General features: G+C 45.1%; 14 protein-coding genes. 7 read left to right on the top strand and 7 right to left on the bottom strand.

The window, feature by feature from the left end; all coding sequences use genetic code 11:
* Positions 1-418: 418 nt before the first annotated feature.
* Positions 419-1,120, top strand: coding sequence for a hypothetical protein (locus MHB71_RS12170; RefSeq protein WP_340029718.1), 702 nt, complete (start codon positions 419-421; stop codon positions 1,118-1,120).
* Between the two features lie 737 nt (positions 1,121-1,857).
* On the opposite strand, the gene MHB71_RS12165 is transcribed toward MHB71_RS12170, so the two are convergent.
* The gene (locus MHB71_RS12165) at positions 1,858-2,709 is read right to left on the bottom strand and encodes a chemotaxis protein (protein ID WP_340029717.1); all 852 of its coding nucleotides are present in this window, start codon (positions 2,707-2,709) and stop codon (positions 1,858-1,860) included.
* A gap of 807 nt (positions 2,710-3,516) precedes the next feature.
* Between MHB71_RS12165 and MHB71_RS12160 the strand changes: the two genes are divergently transcribed.
* From MHB71_RS12160 to MHB71_RS12150, 3 genes are all read left to right on the top strand, one after another.
* Entirely contained in the window at positions 3,517-4,365 is an 849-nt protein-coding gene (locus MHB71_RS12160) for a chemotaxis protein (RefSeq protein ID WP_076249579.1), read from the top strand.
* A 162-nt stretch (positions 4,366-4,527) separates the two neighbouring features.
* The gene (locus tag MHB71_RS12155; RefSeq protein WP_017688873.1) at positions 4,528-4,791 is read left to right on the top strand and encodes a YkgJ family cysteine cluster protein; all 264 of its coding nucleotides are present in this window, start codon (positions 4,528-4,530) and stop codon (positions 4,789-4,791) included.
* A gap of 77 nt (positions 4,792-4,868) precedes the next feature.
* Positions 4,869-5,072 (top strand): hypothetical protein, encoded by a 204-nt coding sequence (locus MHB71_RS12150; protein WP_017688872.1) that lies wholly within the window; start codon positions 4,869-4,871, stop codon positions 5,070-5,072.
* A 129-nt stretch (positions 5,073-5,201) separates the two neighbouring features.
* Here MHB71_RS12150 and MHB71_RS12145 read toward each other — a convergent pair whose 3' ends face one another.
* The 3 genes from MHB71_RS12145 to MHB71_RS12135 form a co-directional block, all read right to left on the bottom strand.
* Positions 5,202-6,317: an AbrB family transcriptional regulator gene (locus MHB71_RS12145; RefSeq protein WP_340029715.1), complete on the bottom strand. Its 1,116-nt coding sequence runs from the start codon at positions 6,315-6,317 to the stop codon at positions 5,202-5,204.
* A gap of 148 nt (positions 6,318-6,465) precedes the next feature.
* Positions 6,466-7,776, bottom strand: coding sequence for an MFS transporter (locus MHB71_RS12140; protein WP_339308031.1), 1,311 nt, complete (start codon positions 7,774-7,776; stop codon positions 6,466-6,468).
* Positions 7,777-7,853: 77 nt separating this feature from the next.
* Entirely contained in the window at positions 7,854-8,558 is a 705-nt protein-coding gene (locus MHB71_RS12135) for an O-methyltransferase (protein WP_340029714.1), read from the bottom strand.
* Between the two features lie 138 nt (positions 8,559-8,696).
* Between MHB71_RS12135 and MHB71_RS12130 the strand changes: the two genes are divergently transcribed.
* On the top strand, positions 8,697-9,593 hold the full coding sequence (locus MHB71_RS12130) for a LysR family transcriptional regulator (RefSeq protein WP_340029713.1): 897 nt from the start codon (positions 8,697-8,699) through the stop codon (positions 9,591-9,593).
* A 117-nt stretch (positions 9,594-9,710) separates the two neighbouring features.
* On the opposite strand, the gene MHB71_RS12125 is transcribed toward MHB71_RS12130, so the two are convergent.
* Both MHB71_RS12125 and MHB71_RS12120 read right to left on the bottom strand, forming a co-directional pair.
* Positions 9,711-10,427, bottom strand: coding sequence for a YoaK family protein (locus MHB71_RS12125; protein WP_340029712.1), 717 nt, complete (start codon positions 10,425-10,427; stop codon positions 9,711-9,713).
* An 86-nt stretch (positions 10,428-10,513) separates the two neighbouring features.
* Positions 10,514-11,398, bottom strand: coding sequence for a prolyl oligopeptidase family serine peptidase (locus MHB71_RS12120; protein WP_340029711.1), 885 nt, complete (start codon positions 11,396-11,398; stop codon positions 10,514-10,516).
* A gap of 245 nt (positions 11,399-11,643) precedes the next feature.
* Between MHB71_RS12120 and MHB71_RS12115 the strand changes: the two genes are divergently transcribed.
* Together MHB71_RS12115 and MHB71_RS12110 are read left to right on the top strand one after the other, a co-directional pair.
* Positions 11,644-12,387 (top strand): GTP pyrophosphokinase family protein, encoded by a 744-nt coding sequence (locus tag MHB71_RS12115; RefSeq protein WP_036608962.1) that lies wholly within the window; start codon positions 11,644-11,646, stop codon positions 12,385-12,387.
* Positions 12,388-12,393: 6 nt separating this feature from the next.
* Complete coding sequence (locus MHB71_RS12110) at positions 12,394-13,629, top strand: multidrug effflux MFS transporter (protein WP_340029710.1); 1,236 nt, start codon at positions 12,394-12,396, stop codon at positions 13,627-13,629.
* A gap of 137 nt (positions 13,630-13,766) precedes the next feature.
* On the opposite strand, the gene MHB71_RS12105 is transcribed toward MHB71_RS12110, so the two are convergent.
* Positions 13,767-14,414, bottom strand: a complete 648-nt coding sequence (locus MHB71_RS12105; RefSeq protein ID WP_340029709.1) for a hypothetical protein — start codon at positions 14,412-14,414, stop codon at positions 13,767-13,769.
* Positions 14,415-14,521 lie beyond the last annotated feature (107 nt).

Genomic DNA, 14,521 nt, shown 5'->3' with positions numbered 1-14,521 from the left:
ACAGACCGCATAAGAGTAATCTCTCTGTGTGGTCTTTTTTTAGTGCATCTGTCATGAGAGACAACATGGTGTGCAAGTTCCTACAGGTGTAAGTTGCAACTGTTAGTCAGAGGAAAATGGGGCTGACGAGAGGCGGAAGCTTGGGGTAAACCCTTGCTCTGAACGAACAAAAATCGCATACTAGCATTGTCAGACTGAAAAGCTACTTTTCAAAGCAAAGTCTGAAACTATCCTCAATGTCATTGTGTAAATGTGGAATAGCTCGAAATACTTAAACAGATTTTTTCTATAGAGCACTCTCCTAATAACTCTTTGAATCCAGACGGTAGTTTAAAAAAGAAAAAACCAACGTTATGGTGGTGTCCCAGGCCCTTGAAGTATTTCAATAGTGCCAATTTTGTAGGAAGGGCGGAAGAATATGAACCTTACTAAAATTATTTCGTCAGAGCTAGAGGATAAATTAAAGGAACTTTCATTTGACTTTGAGTATTCTTCAAATCCTTGGATTTTTGTTAGAGCTAGGGAAGGCTATGTCAAAGATTATATTGAAATTGATAAAAGCAATTGGGAATCAAATGCTATTCGATGTACCTTTCAAACAGGTTCAGAATCCGTAAGTAGCACTAAGCTTGCGGAGCGTAAAGTAGATGAATGGTACGTATATCAAAATGAAGAAGAATTAACAGAAGTTCTTCACAAACTCAGGAAAATTATAGAGCAATATGCGCTACCATGGTTTGCTGAAAATACTCAATTGATCCCATCCGCTACTCCAAATTATTTAGATGAAAGCTGGAAAGATTCTATTCAAGAATTTATGAAAAAAAACAAAATTGATATTAATAACTCTGAGTCTGTTGGAATACTAGATCAATTAGTTATAAGTAATCTTTCCCAAAAAGATATTTACTTTATTAGTTACTGTTATGGCGAGATAATTATCAGTCAATTCGGTGGCGAATGGAAGTATGTTGCAAATAACGGACCGAGAGTAGATAACATTGGTGGTAATCCTGCGTTTAAACGTTTACCTCATGATTTTGTTAATAAAGTTATTGAAAATAAAAACTTGTCATTACAAAGATATTATGAAGATATTGCATTTGTATTAGAGGATTAAAAAAAGTTCAAACCCATGTTTAACTGTGGCTGATCGGTGAGGGTAACTTTTTTACTCTTATTGAGTAGCTTTCTACAAAACGTTTAATGAAAAAACTTCTCACTGGCTAAAACTAGTGAGAAGTTTTTTGAATTAAAAGGATATTTTTCGGTTTTTTTGAATTTATAATAGCAATTATATAGGAGGGAGGGGACAATAGATTTCATTATTACCCTATGAATAAGGCGGCTGTGAGAGAACAAAGTAAAAATTATCGCTTCTCATACACGGTCATCGTCAATTTGTTTACTCGTAAGGTTGCTAAAGAAGAATACATAGAAATGTGAGGGTTAATTCTGACATCAAGTTGATGAAGATCATTATCACAACGGGCAGCCAATGTTGTCTACGGATTGATTGAAACACAACCTGAATTAACAGAGTGTGAACAGTTTCAAATTGCTGGGATTGCTTTTGCGAGCACTTATGATTAGATTTATGTTATTTTTAGCTATATTATTAATTTGTGAATCAAGTAGTACCCATTAAATCTGATGATGTTGTGCAAGTTCGAGAAGCAGCTCGCGATCCATTCCCAGCAGGAACGCCAACATCTTATGATTACTAATTTGGATTGATAAATTAAAGAGGGTGTTTAGAATAGACAAACCCCAATCGTTATATATTAGATTGGGGTTGTTTTTTTAGGTGGATTGTTTGAAAGAGATCCCTTCAAAAGGTGATGTACTTGGATTTATTCAAAGTCCATTAATCTGCTGCCAGATCTTATATAATCCCTCTGCAATGGGTCTTATCACTTTATTACTGTGGAGATATCCGTTGTGACAAAGGGGAGTCCATCGGTCGATTATAGTCCCCACATTCACATCACGGTCTTCCTTAACGATTTTATCGTATTCAGGATGTATGCTTTTCAATGGAAATCCAAGGACATCGTCTTTATCATAAAAGTTGATCCATTCCCCAGCTATATTCGGATACATGGTTAAAAAATCCTTGCTTGGTACTTGGATTGGATGATCAAAGGAAGTATAACGCAGACTCCATAAAGGGAGGGTAGTTCCACAAGTATAGAAAAGCGATAAGGTTTCTCCTCGTTCTAAAGGGGAACTAGGATCAATTATTTTTGTTTTTTCCTTAGCGTTTTGCAGATCGTAAAAGTAATTACTAGCGATCACGCTACCTAAACTATGTGAAACCACACAGAGAGGAGTATCCGGCCCAACTTCGATACTTATGCGATTCAGTTGCTTGCTTATCGTATGATGCACAGCGTCGTAGTTTTGTTCTCCACCGTCCCTTAAAGGCTGGTATGCAACAGCATCTGCCAAATAATGAATCATGAATTCTCTAAGTTCTTCGTATCGGAGATTATATGGTGCTCCTACTAACTTCCTTTTTAACTCTTCCTCGCGCTCAGCAAAAACAGATGCCCACCACACCGGTCTAATTTCTATACATAACTCAGGATTTTTCATTCCACTAACTGTAGTAAAGGTCTTATGTAGATTATCACTGAATATTGTTGCGAAATCCTCATGTTGTTTACCTAAGCCGTGTATAACAATGACTGCTATCTTTTGTGACATATACATACATCTCCTTGTTTTCAGCATTTTAAACAAAAAAAAGATCCAATTATGTAATTTAAGTTGGCTCTCTTTATATTTACCTTTTGTGATAATTATTATGTACGTACTCAGATGCACGCATTATCTAGTTGGTGAAAGTCCAATCAAAGGAGGGGCCAAGCCACCTTTGTAGCCAGGACGCTTGCACATGGCGAGATATGTGTGTAAAAGCGCATCGACAAAAGAATCGGTCAGATCCCGGGCGAGCGACAACCAAGGCCGCAACATCAAGTGAATCCTGCCACGTCGTCAAAAGGGCCCTACGAAGGGGAAAAGAGGGAGCCGAGTCTTGTGACAATGGACGAAGGCCGAGGAAGCTGTGCAGAACTTGGGACAACAGCGAAGAACCCTCCGGCGTAAAGGGAATGGCATGGATTGAAAGATAATGCATTGAAACCGATTAACCCTGTGCTATGCGAAGAAGAGATAGCACAGGAGCTGAATTCAAGTATATTGCCAATATGTATGGACTAAAAACGTTATTGTGATCCGCATGCCGATGAATGACAAACATCGAAAAGCCGTACGAGGGAAAACCTCACGTACGGTTTGATGAGGAGGGGCTGGTTTGAATCCAACCCTTTACTCTAGTGAGATCGTTATTTTCATGACGATCATGGTAAACTGTATATAAAATGGAAGAATCACATTTTTAAAATAATGGTGGTTGGAAAGGTTCTTCTGACAAAGCAAGCTTCAGGCATGTTCGAGTCGTGGCGTTCATATGGTGGAGAAAGAGTTCCTAGATCGATGAGGAGGAGAGCCATGACACGTATTGCGGTGATGGTCATTCATGGGCTGGGTATGCGGAAGGATGGGTACGCGGACAAGCTGATTGCTTGTTTGCATAAGGAATTGGACAAGGTAATGGTCTTGCCTGGAGCCTCCAAACAGATGCTGGATATCGAACCTGTATATTGGGCGGATGTATTTGAGGAGCGGGAAGAGGCGCTCTTTCAACAGCTCGTCAGCTCTCCGGGATTGAACTTTCAGGCGTTGCGCCGATTTGTCATCCATTACCTGGCTGATGCGGTTGCTTATCAACCAGTGGAAAATCAAGGCCATAACTATGATGCTGTACATCGAACGTTGAATCAGGCGATGCATACCCTTGCACAGCGTAATGGACCGGAAGCTCCGCTCTGTGTGGTTGCCCATAGTCTGGGTGCCGTAATCGCCAGTAACTTCTTCTACGATCTGCAATATCCGTCCAGTCGTGTTCCTGAGGTTGTGGATGTGAACTCGGCTTTGGAGCGAGGTGACACCCTGACCAATTTTTACTCGTTTGGTACAACCCTGCCCTTATGGAGTTTGCGTTATCATGACTTTAGTTGCCCAATACAGGTGCCCTCTTCCCATGTGAATCAGTATTATGCAGGGCTGGAAGGGGAATGGGTGAACTTCTACGATCGGGACGATATTCTGGGTTATCCGTTACGCCCCATTGATCCCGCTTATGAGAAAGCGGTCAAAGAAGACATTGAAGTGAACTCTGGCGGCGTGGCTATGAGTTGGAATCCGCTAAGTCATGGGGGGTATTTTTCCAATCGAAGTATGAATCGGAGAATTGCTCAGGGGCTGGCTCGAACCTGGACCTGGATAAATCGCTCATAATATCAGAGGTAGTTCAAAAAGTCCGCTTTTGATTACGAAGGATGCCTAATGGCATCATCAGCATCGAATATGGAATTCAGCCCATCTTCTTGGTACTGAAAACCGGTCTTTTTGAACATGTATTGTATGTACTATAGTTATTGAAATGAGGAGGGAATATGTATGGAATGCAGGACAGGCTGTGCCGCATGTTGTATCGCGATCTCCATATCATCACCGATACCGGGCATGGCTCATGGCAAGCCGGCAGGTGTACGTTGTGTGCAGCTTACCGATGATAATCGCTGCGGAATTTTTGGCCAAAAAGATCGTCCTGCGGTATGCAGTGGATTACAAGCTGAGGAAGAGATGTGTGGTAGCACCGATCAGGAAGCATTTGATATTCTAACCTGGTTGGAGCAAGAAACTGCACCAAAGGTAATATGAGTAGGTTGTTTTAATGAATTGGGATAATTATACTTAATAGGGAAGAAGGTTGATCAGAGAGAGGAGATGCGAATACAATGGGGCTTGTTAAACGTTTTGTATTGGTTGTTGTGAATATGATCGGAGAGTTATGGATGGGGTTTTACCGACGTAACTCGGATTATTATGACCATCAGACTTCGGAGTCCAAAAGTAAGATTGGCTATTATGCATTTATTATTGGGGCAACAGTGGTTACGGTGGGCATTGTAGGCTGGATGTACAACCGAATTTATTCATAAGTAGTCATTATGCTTAAAATTGAATGAAGCCAAATGCTGAAGATGAGTCTGTACAAATAAAAGAGAGTATCCGCAGGATGTGACATCAAATGGATACTCTCTTTGTCATGGAATCGGGGCGAAATATGATCATTGAAGTGAGGGCTCTGCTTTCTTTTCTTTTAACATATGTACAAGAATCATCTTCAGTACGGAAGAGACGATGAAAAAGATAAACAGGATGCGGAACAATTGATACCCGGATACAACCGAAAGATCGGCATTCACTTCATGTGCCATGATACTCATCTGATCCATGCCGCCAGGGGCCATACTGAGTAGTGAGGTTGCCGCGGAGAGGGAGAACACATTCATTAACAGATAACTCAATCCAAGCGCACCAGCAATGAGAAGTACACTGCTAATCACGGCTAGGGTCACCGTCTGTGCCTTACGTTGCAACTGTTCCGGCTTGAGCATCAGTCCAACGTGGCTGCCAATCATCAATTGCGATACGTTTAAGAGGGAGACTGGCAGACTGGGCGTGTGCATCGTTGTACTTAATTGAACGACACACATGACGATCATGGGACCCAGCATAAAGGCCGTCGGAAATCGGAGTTTGCGTGCAACCCATGCACCCGCTACACAGAGCGGAGCATAGACAAGAATCTCCGGGAAAAGGGAACCCCACGTTGCTACGTCAATGAACGGATGATCCAAACCGCCACCTGCAATACCTCCAATCCACGGACTGAACAGCAGGAACGGAACACAGAAGACAATCATGATCAGCCGAGTCACCTGCAAAAAGGTAACCAGCGTCAGATTGATGGATTTCATCTCTTCTGCAAGGGACACCATCTGGGACAGTCCTCCTGGAATGCTGCCAACCAGCAGGGAGGGGAAGTCAAAGTCGGTTATCTTTGAAGCGATGTAGGCCGTAATTACACACAATCCGATTAACAGCAAGGTCATCAGAAGCATCATGGGAAGTTGTTGCAAAATGCCGTGCAGGGCCTCTTTAGTTAAGGTGAGTCCAATCGAATAACCAACAATCAGAATGCCATAGTCCCGAATGGAGGCAGGCCACATGAGCGGCCATTTGGCGACTTGGGAGCCAAGCAGCATAAATACCATTGGCCCGAGCAACCACGGGATTGGTGTATGAATGATTGTGAACAGCAATCCGCCAAGAACAGAGACACCCAGACTAAGAAAAAACCGAAAGACAACGTGGGAACCAAGCTTGCGCATCAGTTCCATCCGTTTAGCCTACCGGTTGAATGAGGTGGTATGAGATTCAGGTATGCATTCAGGTTTAATGAAGGATTCATGTTCATGTGTGATCACTCCTGATGATGAGATACGTTGCGTTATCTGCGGAACAACCAGACTGCTACTGTTCAATTCATTAAGATCCTGCGAGAGCCGTAGCGGAAGGTTTGGGTTCTCTGAACATTACATAGTACATCAGTGATGAAATAACGTATAGACAGCCTGTGATGCTGAATGTGATCGCGTAACCCCAGTACGTTCCGTATGTAGTGACCAGATAGGATTGAACGGGTCCCATGGTCGCCCATCCAATCATGAACGAGGTCTGCATCAGTGAATTGGCAATGCCACGACGTTTGTCCGAGATCCGATCCACCAGTATCGCTGAATGAATGGGATTGGCTGCGTTCATCAATGCTTGTCTGAATAAGAAACTGAGCGAAGCGATGAACAACAGATTGGTGAAGCCTGTTAATAGAAGGAAGGGCAGCGACATGACCTGGAAAATGACAACGGCTCTTACGCTTCCGACCTTTGCCGCCAGGGTAGGACCAATCAGCATGGATACAATCGTCATAATCTGACCAAGTGCAATCAGTAAGCTCATGCCGCTCAGAGAAACCGAGAATCGATTGGTGAAATACAGATTCAGATACGGTACAACCAGTCCGGAACCTAATCCAATTAACAACTGAGTCACTATAAACTGACCAATCAGTCGGGAATCTTTTTTCTTCGTGATCGAATCGTCCGTGCTTGGGGTATTTGTTGAACTTTCTTTTAGATCTGCATTGGGTTGAAGAACGGGTTGCGCCGGAATTGTGGTCTGCGGAGCAGCCTTGCCTTCGGTTACAAATAACAGTGGAATAAATGCAGCCAATGTTGCTGCACCACCGACAAATAAAACCGTCTGCAATCCGGTTACTTTGGCGAGTCCTGCCGTATGTAACAAATCTGCAAATACACCGCCACCCAGGCTACCAAGAACCTGGGAAGCGAGCACAAGAGATGAATAATAACTGAACATTTTCAGCCGCTGGCTTTTCTTGACGTTTTCCGCCAGATAAGGAATGGCCAGTACTTGGAACACCCCAGCGAAAAGGCCAGAGAATACCGCGAACCAGATCAGTCCTGTAGCCGAATAATCGAAGGAGCGTCCGATCAGAAAGATTCCGCTGAATAACGCCCCGGTAATGAGTAATCGCTTGCGGCTGAACAGATCACCGCATAGACCGATAGGAACAAACATAATGGCTGTTGCGAGTGATTGAATACTTACAATCTGGCCGTTCATTGTATCATTATAGCCCAGACCCTGAATGTACAGATTGTACAAGACAGAGAACATGCCATTTCCGATCTGATACAGAATGCTAGCCAGGAAAAACAGTTGAATATTGCGGGACCAGCCGCGAATTTCATCATTAATATGTTGTAAAACTCTCAAGTGGTTCCCCCCAGTCTGCCTGTGCAGTGATTCCAGTTTAACAGGAAAGGGGAATTTTCGGAAGAATTGACCACTGTTTATTTTGGTGCAGGGGCATCAATCACACGAGCAATGACGAATCCATCGTAACCTTTGCTACCGACCGTTTGCAGTGCTGTAGCTTCAAGTCGAGGGTGATCCGCGATCAACTGCAGGAATGATCGAACGCCCTGAACTCTGGGGTCTGTGCTGTCTGTGCGGATCACTTCACCGTCCCTGACGATATTATCACCAATAATAAGACTCCCCGTCCGAGTCATTCGCAGGGCCCATCTCAGATAATCGGGATTACTCGGTTTGTCAGCATCGATGAAGATCATATCAAACGGTTCCCTGTATTCTTCCTGAACATCGGGAAGGGTGGTTAGGGCAGGACCAACTCTCAGGTCAACCTTGTGCATCAGTCCTGCTCGTGTGAGATTGGCTCGGGCCAAGTCTGCATGATGTGATTCCGATTCCAGTGAGACGATGCGTCCGTGTTCAGGCAGCGCTCTTGCCATCCAGATGGTACTGTATCCACCCAATGTGCCTATTTCAAGTACACGGGATGCGCCTTGGATTTGCAGCAGGAGCTGAAGTAACTTTCCTTGATTTGGTGTTACGTCATGAGCAGGGAGTCCAGCTTCGGCATTGCTTTGCAGTGTATGTTCCAGCAGGGAATCTGATGGAATCAGCAGATCATTCATGTAGTTGTCGACTTGAGTCCAGGTATGCTGTAGTTCGGTTGTATTTATATTTTTCATGTTCACATGTTCCTTCCCTTGTTCCTTGTATTGGATTTCATATTTCAACTATAAATGGATTTGATATATAAATAAAATATATATTATGTATGTTAATATAACTTTATATTATGTATTTGACGTGGAAGAGGTGTAAACATGAATCTGCATGGATTACGATTATTTCATGCCATCGTGAGATATGGCGGGGTCACTCGTGCCGCAGAGGAACTAAATATTAGTCAACCTGCGGTATCTTCTCAGGTGAAGAAGTTTGAACGTGAATTGGGAATCCAGCTTTTTGTTTCGGAGGGAAGAAGACTGGTGCTTACGGATGCGGGGATACAGTTGACAGGTTATGCGGAACGTCTGTTCATGCTGGAGCAGGATGTCGAGAATTTTGTGCAGGATTTTCGGGAGGGCAAGAAAGGACTGATCCGTCTTACGGCAACCTACTTGCCTTCGAATTTTCTGTTGCCTGGCTGGATTGCGCGGTTTAAGCAAATGCACGAGGATGTGGAGATTGTTGTGAGCACAACCAACACCCGGATGGCCTTTGACCAGTTGCTTCGTTATGAGGCAGAGATTGCAGTGTATGGTGGAAGTGGCATTACACATGCAGGTGTCCAATGGGATGAATTGTTTGACGATGAGATGTGGTTTGTTGTGCACCCTGACCATCCGTATGCGGGCAAAGAAATCGAGCTACATGAGATGATGGCAGAACCGTTCATTATGCGCGAAGAAGGCAGTGCCACGCGTGAGCGACTTGTCTCCCTTTGCACAACAAATAACCTGGCCGCTCCCCGCATTGCGCTTCAGTTCAACGGGCTGAACGAAACGATTAGTGCGGTGAAGGCAGGTTATGGGGCCAACTTTATATCTTCTTTGGTTGTGAACGAAGAGGTGCAGCAAGGCAGGCTGGCACGTGTATTTGTTCGAGGTGTACAGCTGAGAAATACGGTTGCCGTATGTACACGAGCCGGGGAGGTATTATCACCTGCTGCACAGCATCTGGTCAAGCTTATCCGCCAAGAAGCTGCTTTGATGAAATAAATAGCGTGATTGTACTTAAAACAATTTAAAGTACGTGTTCAAAAAGACCAGTTTTCAGTATCCTAAAGCGGACTTTTGAACAGCCACTTGAACATGGACAGGGTACTTCTTCTATTATTAACTTTTGCTTTGTTGTGAAGTTCCCCATGCATGTAATCGGGCGTATAGGGTTACGCCGCCAATGATCAGGACAGGAATCCAGACTGCAATCATAGGTACACGGTGGAATAACAATGCGGATGCAATGACGCCGATCAAATAGATGACAACAGCACCTGCACGAAGGTAGGAATCTGTGGACAAGGCTTTGGTTAACGATCGGATATTGGCATGTCGCAGCTTTTTGAGGATGTTTACGGTATCCTCGACCACAGCGGCCAAATTATTGGTGAGCACGGTTGTTGAGATGCCAGCAATGCCAATGCGGCGTGCCGCAGTTGTTTGCATCCCCATTGCAACGGCTAGGATGACAATTAACAGATAGGACAGTTGTTCTGAAAATGGACTAATCATGGCGATCGCGAACAGCAGGAGCAATATGCTTTCAACAGTAAATACAGCTGTGACCTTAGAAGACCAGCCATTTTTGGTCTGCACAGGTCCAACCATATGTGCTGCAATGGCATTGCCGGCAATAAAACCGATGAGAGCAAGCAATGACCGCAGCACGACAAATTCCTGAGCACGGGCAATGGCAATACCCAACAAAACAATATTTCCCGTCATATTGGCTGTGAGCACATGCCCCAGTCCCAGATATCCGATCAGATCCACCATTCCGGCAGACATGCAGAGAAGCAACATGGCGTATTTTTGGAGGGTGCTTTGATTCATCCTATCCGTCCTTTCAAAAAAACGTAGCTCCTCCAGTATACAGCCATAACCCATGCATCTTCAAAATGAAATTCATCGCGCAAGACTTAAGGTGCAGCGAGCCAATCAAACATATTGTTAACCGCTGACTCATGTATTTTCTCGTGAAAATGATGATCCTGCCCGCCGTAGGCGTGAAATGTGACATCCGCACCTCGCCGCTTAAGCCAGTGATACATTCGGGTTCCGTGACTATAATTCACCTGTGTATCTGATGTACCATGCATGATTAGCACGGGACAAGATAGTTTGTTCGCTTTCGACAAGGGAGAACGGGCGAGATAAGCTTCCGGAACTGCGCGTGGGGAACCACCCAGCACCCGTTTCAATGTGCGCCTCAGGTCGGTTCGCTCATGGTAAGTGCGTTCGACATCGGCGACACCGCTCCAAAGAACTAACTTATGTACTCTGTCAGGTCCCTCATTATAGGCAGTTGCGGTATGTACAGCATTAATGGCCCCACGGGAGAACCCCATTAACGATATCCGAGTCGGATCGACAAAGGGTAAACGCTGTATCAACCGGTAAGCGGCATGCACATCTTCGGCATCTTTCCCGCCATACTCGTCACGACCTTCACCTCCTTCGTTGCCACGATAGGATGGGGCGAACACGATATAACCTTTATGTACAAATTGCTCAAGCCAAACGGTATTTACCCCGCCATAGCTGCCAAGTCCGCCGCGACAATAGATCAGCACAGGCCACTGTTCCGGTATGTTATCCGTATCATGCATTGTTGCAGCAGGGTAATGGCTGGCGAGCGGTTGCAGATGAAGATGTAGAGGCTTATGTATGGAAGCGAAGTCTGGAAAGGCAGAGGAGATAGAGCCGGGATGAGAAGTTTCATATGTTTTGATATCAGGTAATGAACAACCTTGTGGCAGGTATAAATAAGCTTTAACCCGAAGTGTATCGGATGAATACGTCACTTGATAGAGCAGGAAAATCCACCTCTTTTATTAATATTTGCGGGCCAAATGAAAGGGATGCTTCTATAGGATGCGCGTAAAATAAGTTCCCATACCTTCCAGGCTGAATCGCCAGCCCAAATGTGAGAAATTCGTTTATTGGCTCCAGATGATTTATAATGGTTCAGGAGACATGTGGATTGACCGCTTGTTCTCATATTCATAAAACTAATTTTAGTGTGCAGAAAGAAAGGGAGAAAGCCATGATGAACGCTCCACATCCAATTGATCAATTCAAGAAATTCAAATATGAAATTACCAGATTTATGATGATCTATAAATTTGCTCTGGATCAAATGGAGACCAAGATTGAAGTCCTGAAGGAAGAATTCCAGTCTTTGCATGATTACAGTCCAATTGAGCATACAAAGTCCAGACTGAAATCTCCTGAGAGCATTATGAACAAGATGTTCCGCAAAAATCATGAGTTAACGTTTGAGAGCATTAAGCAAAATATCAAGGATATCGCCGGGGTACGGATTACATGTTCCTTTATCTCGGATATCTATCGCATTAAGGATATGCTGTGCAACCAGAGTGATCTGCGTGTACTGGAGGTCAAAGACTACATCGAGAATCCAAAGCCAAACGGCTACCAAAGCCTTCACCTTCTGGTGGAAGTGCCTGTGTACATGTCCAATGGTGAGGAACGAGCATGTGTGGAGATCCAGATCCGTACAATCGCGATGGATTTCTGGGCGAGTCTGGAGCATAAGATTTTTTATAAATACAATAAGGATGTTCCCGAGCATTTGACGAGAGAGTTAAAGAGTGCGGCAGATTCGGCAAATGCGCTGGATCAACAGATGGAGCGACTTCACCGGGAAATTCAGGAGATTAAGGACGCCGACAATGAGCGGGATGAAGAAGAATTGCGCCGTATTATTATTAACAATCAACAGTTCACATTGCCATCCAACTTGCTCAAGCTGCTGGGTAGCGGGGAGTAGTATTTGATGAAAAGTACAACAGCTTCATTGAACACAAACTCCACATCTCGTGTACGGATGGCTTTAATTCTGGGGACACTGTCGGCCTTCGGGCCGTTGTCCCTGGATATGTATTTACCCGCATTGCCCACGCTGGCTGATGAGTTTGGTTCATCTACTTCGTATGCTCAACTCAGTCTGACGGCGTGTATGATTGGACTTGCGGTTGGACAGTTGCTTGCCGGACCTCTAAGTGATGTACGTGGTCGGCGAACACCGCTCATTGCAGGGCTTGTGCTCTATACGATCGCCTCCATACTTTGCCTGGTCAGCCCGACGATGGGCTCTTTTGTTGTGCTACGGTTCATTCAAGGTGTAGCTGGAGCGGCAGGGATTGTCATCTCGCGCGCAATCGTCAGAGACGTATATTCGGGCCCGGAACTGACACGGTTCTTCTCTCTGTTAATGCTGATAAACGGCGTAGCCCCGATTGCTGCACCAATCATTGGTGGACAATTGTTGACGTATACATCGTGGCGCGGCGTATTTATTTTGCTCAGCCTTATCGGTATACTGACGCTGTTGGCTGTCATTTTCGGTCTTGGAGAGACATTACCTTCCAATCGCAGATCAAGCGGAGGATTGAAGCAGACATTACTTACGTTTCGCCAAATCGCGGGGGATCGTCAGTTTATGGGTTATGCGTTAACCCAAGGATTTGTAGCTGCTGGCATGTTTGCGTACATATCAGGTTCACCGTTTGTGCTTCAGAAAATATACGGGGTATCCCCGCAAATGTTCAGTGTATGCTTCGCCATTAACGGGTTAGGCATTATTCTGGCCAGTCAGATTGCCGGTAGACTTGCAGGAAAGGTATCAGAGAATCGCCTGTTAATCGCGGGGCTGCTAACCGCGGCGCTCGGAGGAACTTCATTGCTCATCGCTATTCTGGCTGGAGGTAATCTAATCTCTGTACTGATTCCGCTATTTTTGTTGGTATCCAGTGTTGGGTTGGTCAATACCGCGTCCTTCGCTTTGGCGATGGCCAATCAGGAGAAATCGGCTGGCAGTGCGTCTGCGCTTATTGGTGTGATGACGTTCCTGTTCGGTGGTATTGTCGCTCCCCTCGTAGGTCTCGGAGGAGAAGGAACAGCTGTGCCAATGGGAATCGTTATCGCGTGTGCTGATCTCGGTGCCTTGGTGATTTACTTCCTAATGGTCAGTAGAGGCGGGAAGCGCCAGAACGATCAAGTGTTGAGTTAAATGTACTGATTCTGTACACCTTGCGTTTATGGAGTCTTAGTAATGTAAAGGTACATCTGGATAAAAGGACGAAAAAGAGCCTCACTTGGAAGGAATTATGCTTCCAAGTGGGGCTCTTGCTGTAGGTAAGGACAGGTTTAGCAGAGCGCAAACAAAATCTGTGTATTGGACAGTATACCTGGCGTGAGGAATGGATAGAAGTACCCCACCACAAAACCAAACAGATTAATCGCAGGCCACATCAGGTAGACATCATTGTATGTGAAGACAAGGGACCACCGGTTATAGCAAAAGTTGGGCAGCGCACGTTCTTCGTTCTCTCGAGGTGCCGCTGCACCAGTCTGTGCAAATTGCACAGCTTGAGTGAGACTTTGTGGCTGTTGCTGGAGGAAAAGCGGGAGCAGACCCGGGCTGCTTTTGATCAGGTTATACAGAAAAAGCATTTCTGCCGGAGGCTGACCTACCGGACGAGGATAGGCACTAAGCAGGGTGGGCAAATTGCCTTGAGTCAGTTGCGCAGGTACGCCCGGGGCTGTACCCGGGATTGTACCTGGAATGCCTCCGGGGATGTATGGACCGGGCCCTCCGCCTGGAGTGTATGGAGGATAGGTGCCTTGACCGCCAGGTATACCAGGAAACGTCGGACCACCCGGTGTGCCGCCGCCACCTCCTGGGAACAGTGGAGGCAATTGAAAGGAACGGTCTTCTCCATAACTTAGATAAGGGTTATATTCGTAATACATGTACAGAACATCCTTCCTGTCGTCGTATTCTGCATTCAGCATATGGCGGCATCCGCCTATAGGTGAATGCCGTCAAAAAGATTTATATGATCACCTCGCCGTATAATCGAATTGACAACTGAACTGATAACAATTATCATTGTCAATGG

The organism is Paenibacillus sp. FSL H7-0940 (assembly GCF_037979415.1).
Classification (GTDB): Bacteria; Bacillota; Bacilli; order Paenibacillales; family Paenibacillaceae; genus Paenibacillus; species Paenibacillus amylolyticus.
Note: the sequence above shows the minus strand (reverse complement) of the source record. Positions and strands in the feature narration are given on the sequence as shown.

What these genes read in the sequence shown, in the direction of transcription:
- MHB71_RS12115 (WP_036608962.1), top strand. Translation starts at nt 11,644, where the DNA reads ATGAACGCTCCACATCCAATTGATCAATTCAAGAAATTCAAATATGAA.
- MHB71_RS12125 (WP_340029712.1), bottom strand. Translation starts at nt 10,427, where the DNA reads ATGAATCAAAGCACCCTCCAAAAATACGCCATGTTGCTTCTCTGCATG.
- MHB71_RS12130 (WP_340029713.1), top strand. Translation starts at nt 8,697, where the DNA reads ATGAATCTGCATGGATTACGATTATTTCATGCCATCGTGAGATATGGC.
- MHB71_RS12170 (WP_340029718.1), top strand. Translation starts at nt 419, where the DNA reads ATGAACCTTACTAAAATTATTTCGTCAGAGCTAGAGGATAAATTAAAG.
- MHB71_RS12155 (WP_017688873.1), top strand. Translation starts at nt 4,528, where the DNA reads ATGGAATGCAGGACAGGCTGTGCCGCATGTTGTATCGCGATCTCCATA.
- MHB71_RS12135 (WP_340029714.1), bottom strand. Translation starts at nt 8,558, where the DNA reads ATGAAAAATATAAATACAACCGAACTACAGCATACCTGGACTCAAGTC.
- MHB71_RS12165 (WP_340029717.1), bottom strand. Translation starts at nt 2,709, where the DNA reads ATGTCACAAAAGATAGCAGTCATTGTTATACACGGCTTAGGTAAACAA.
- MHB71_RS12105 (WP_340029709.1), bottom strand. Translation starts at nt 14,414, where the DNA reads ATGCTGAATGCAGAATACGACGACAGGAAGGATGTTCTGTACATGTAT.
- MHB71_RS12110 (WP_340029710.1), top strand. Translation starts at nt 12,394, where the DNA reads ATGAAAAGTACAACAGCTTCATTGAACACAAACTCCACATCTCGTGTA.
- MHB71_RS12150 (WP_017688872.1), top strand. Translation starts at nt 4,869, where the DNA reads ATGGGGCTTGTTAAACGTTTTGTATTGGTTGTTGTGAATATGATCGGA.
- MHB71_RS12160 (WP_076249579.1), top strand. Translation starts at nt 3,517, where the DNA reads ATGACACGTATTGCGGTGATGGTCATTCATGGGCTGGGTATGCGGAAG.
- MHB71_RS12145 (WP_340029715.1), bottom strand. Translation starts at nt 6,317, where the DNA reads ATGGAACTGATGCGCAAGCTTGGTTCCCACGTTGTCTTTCGGTTTTTT.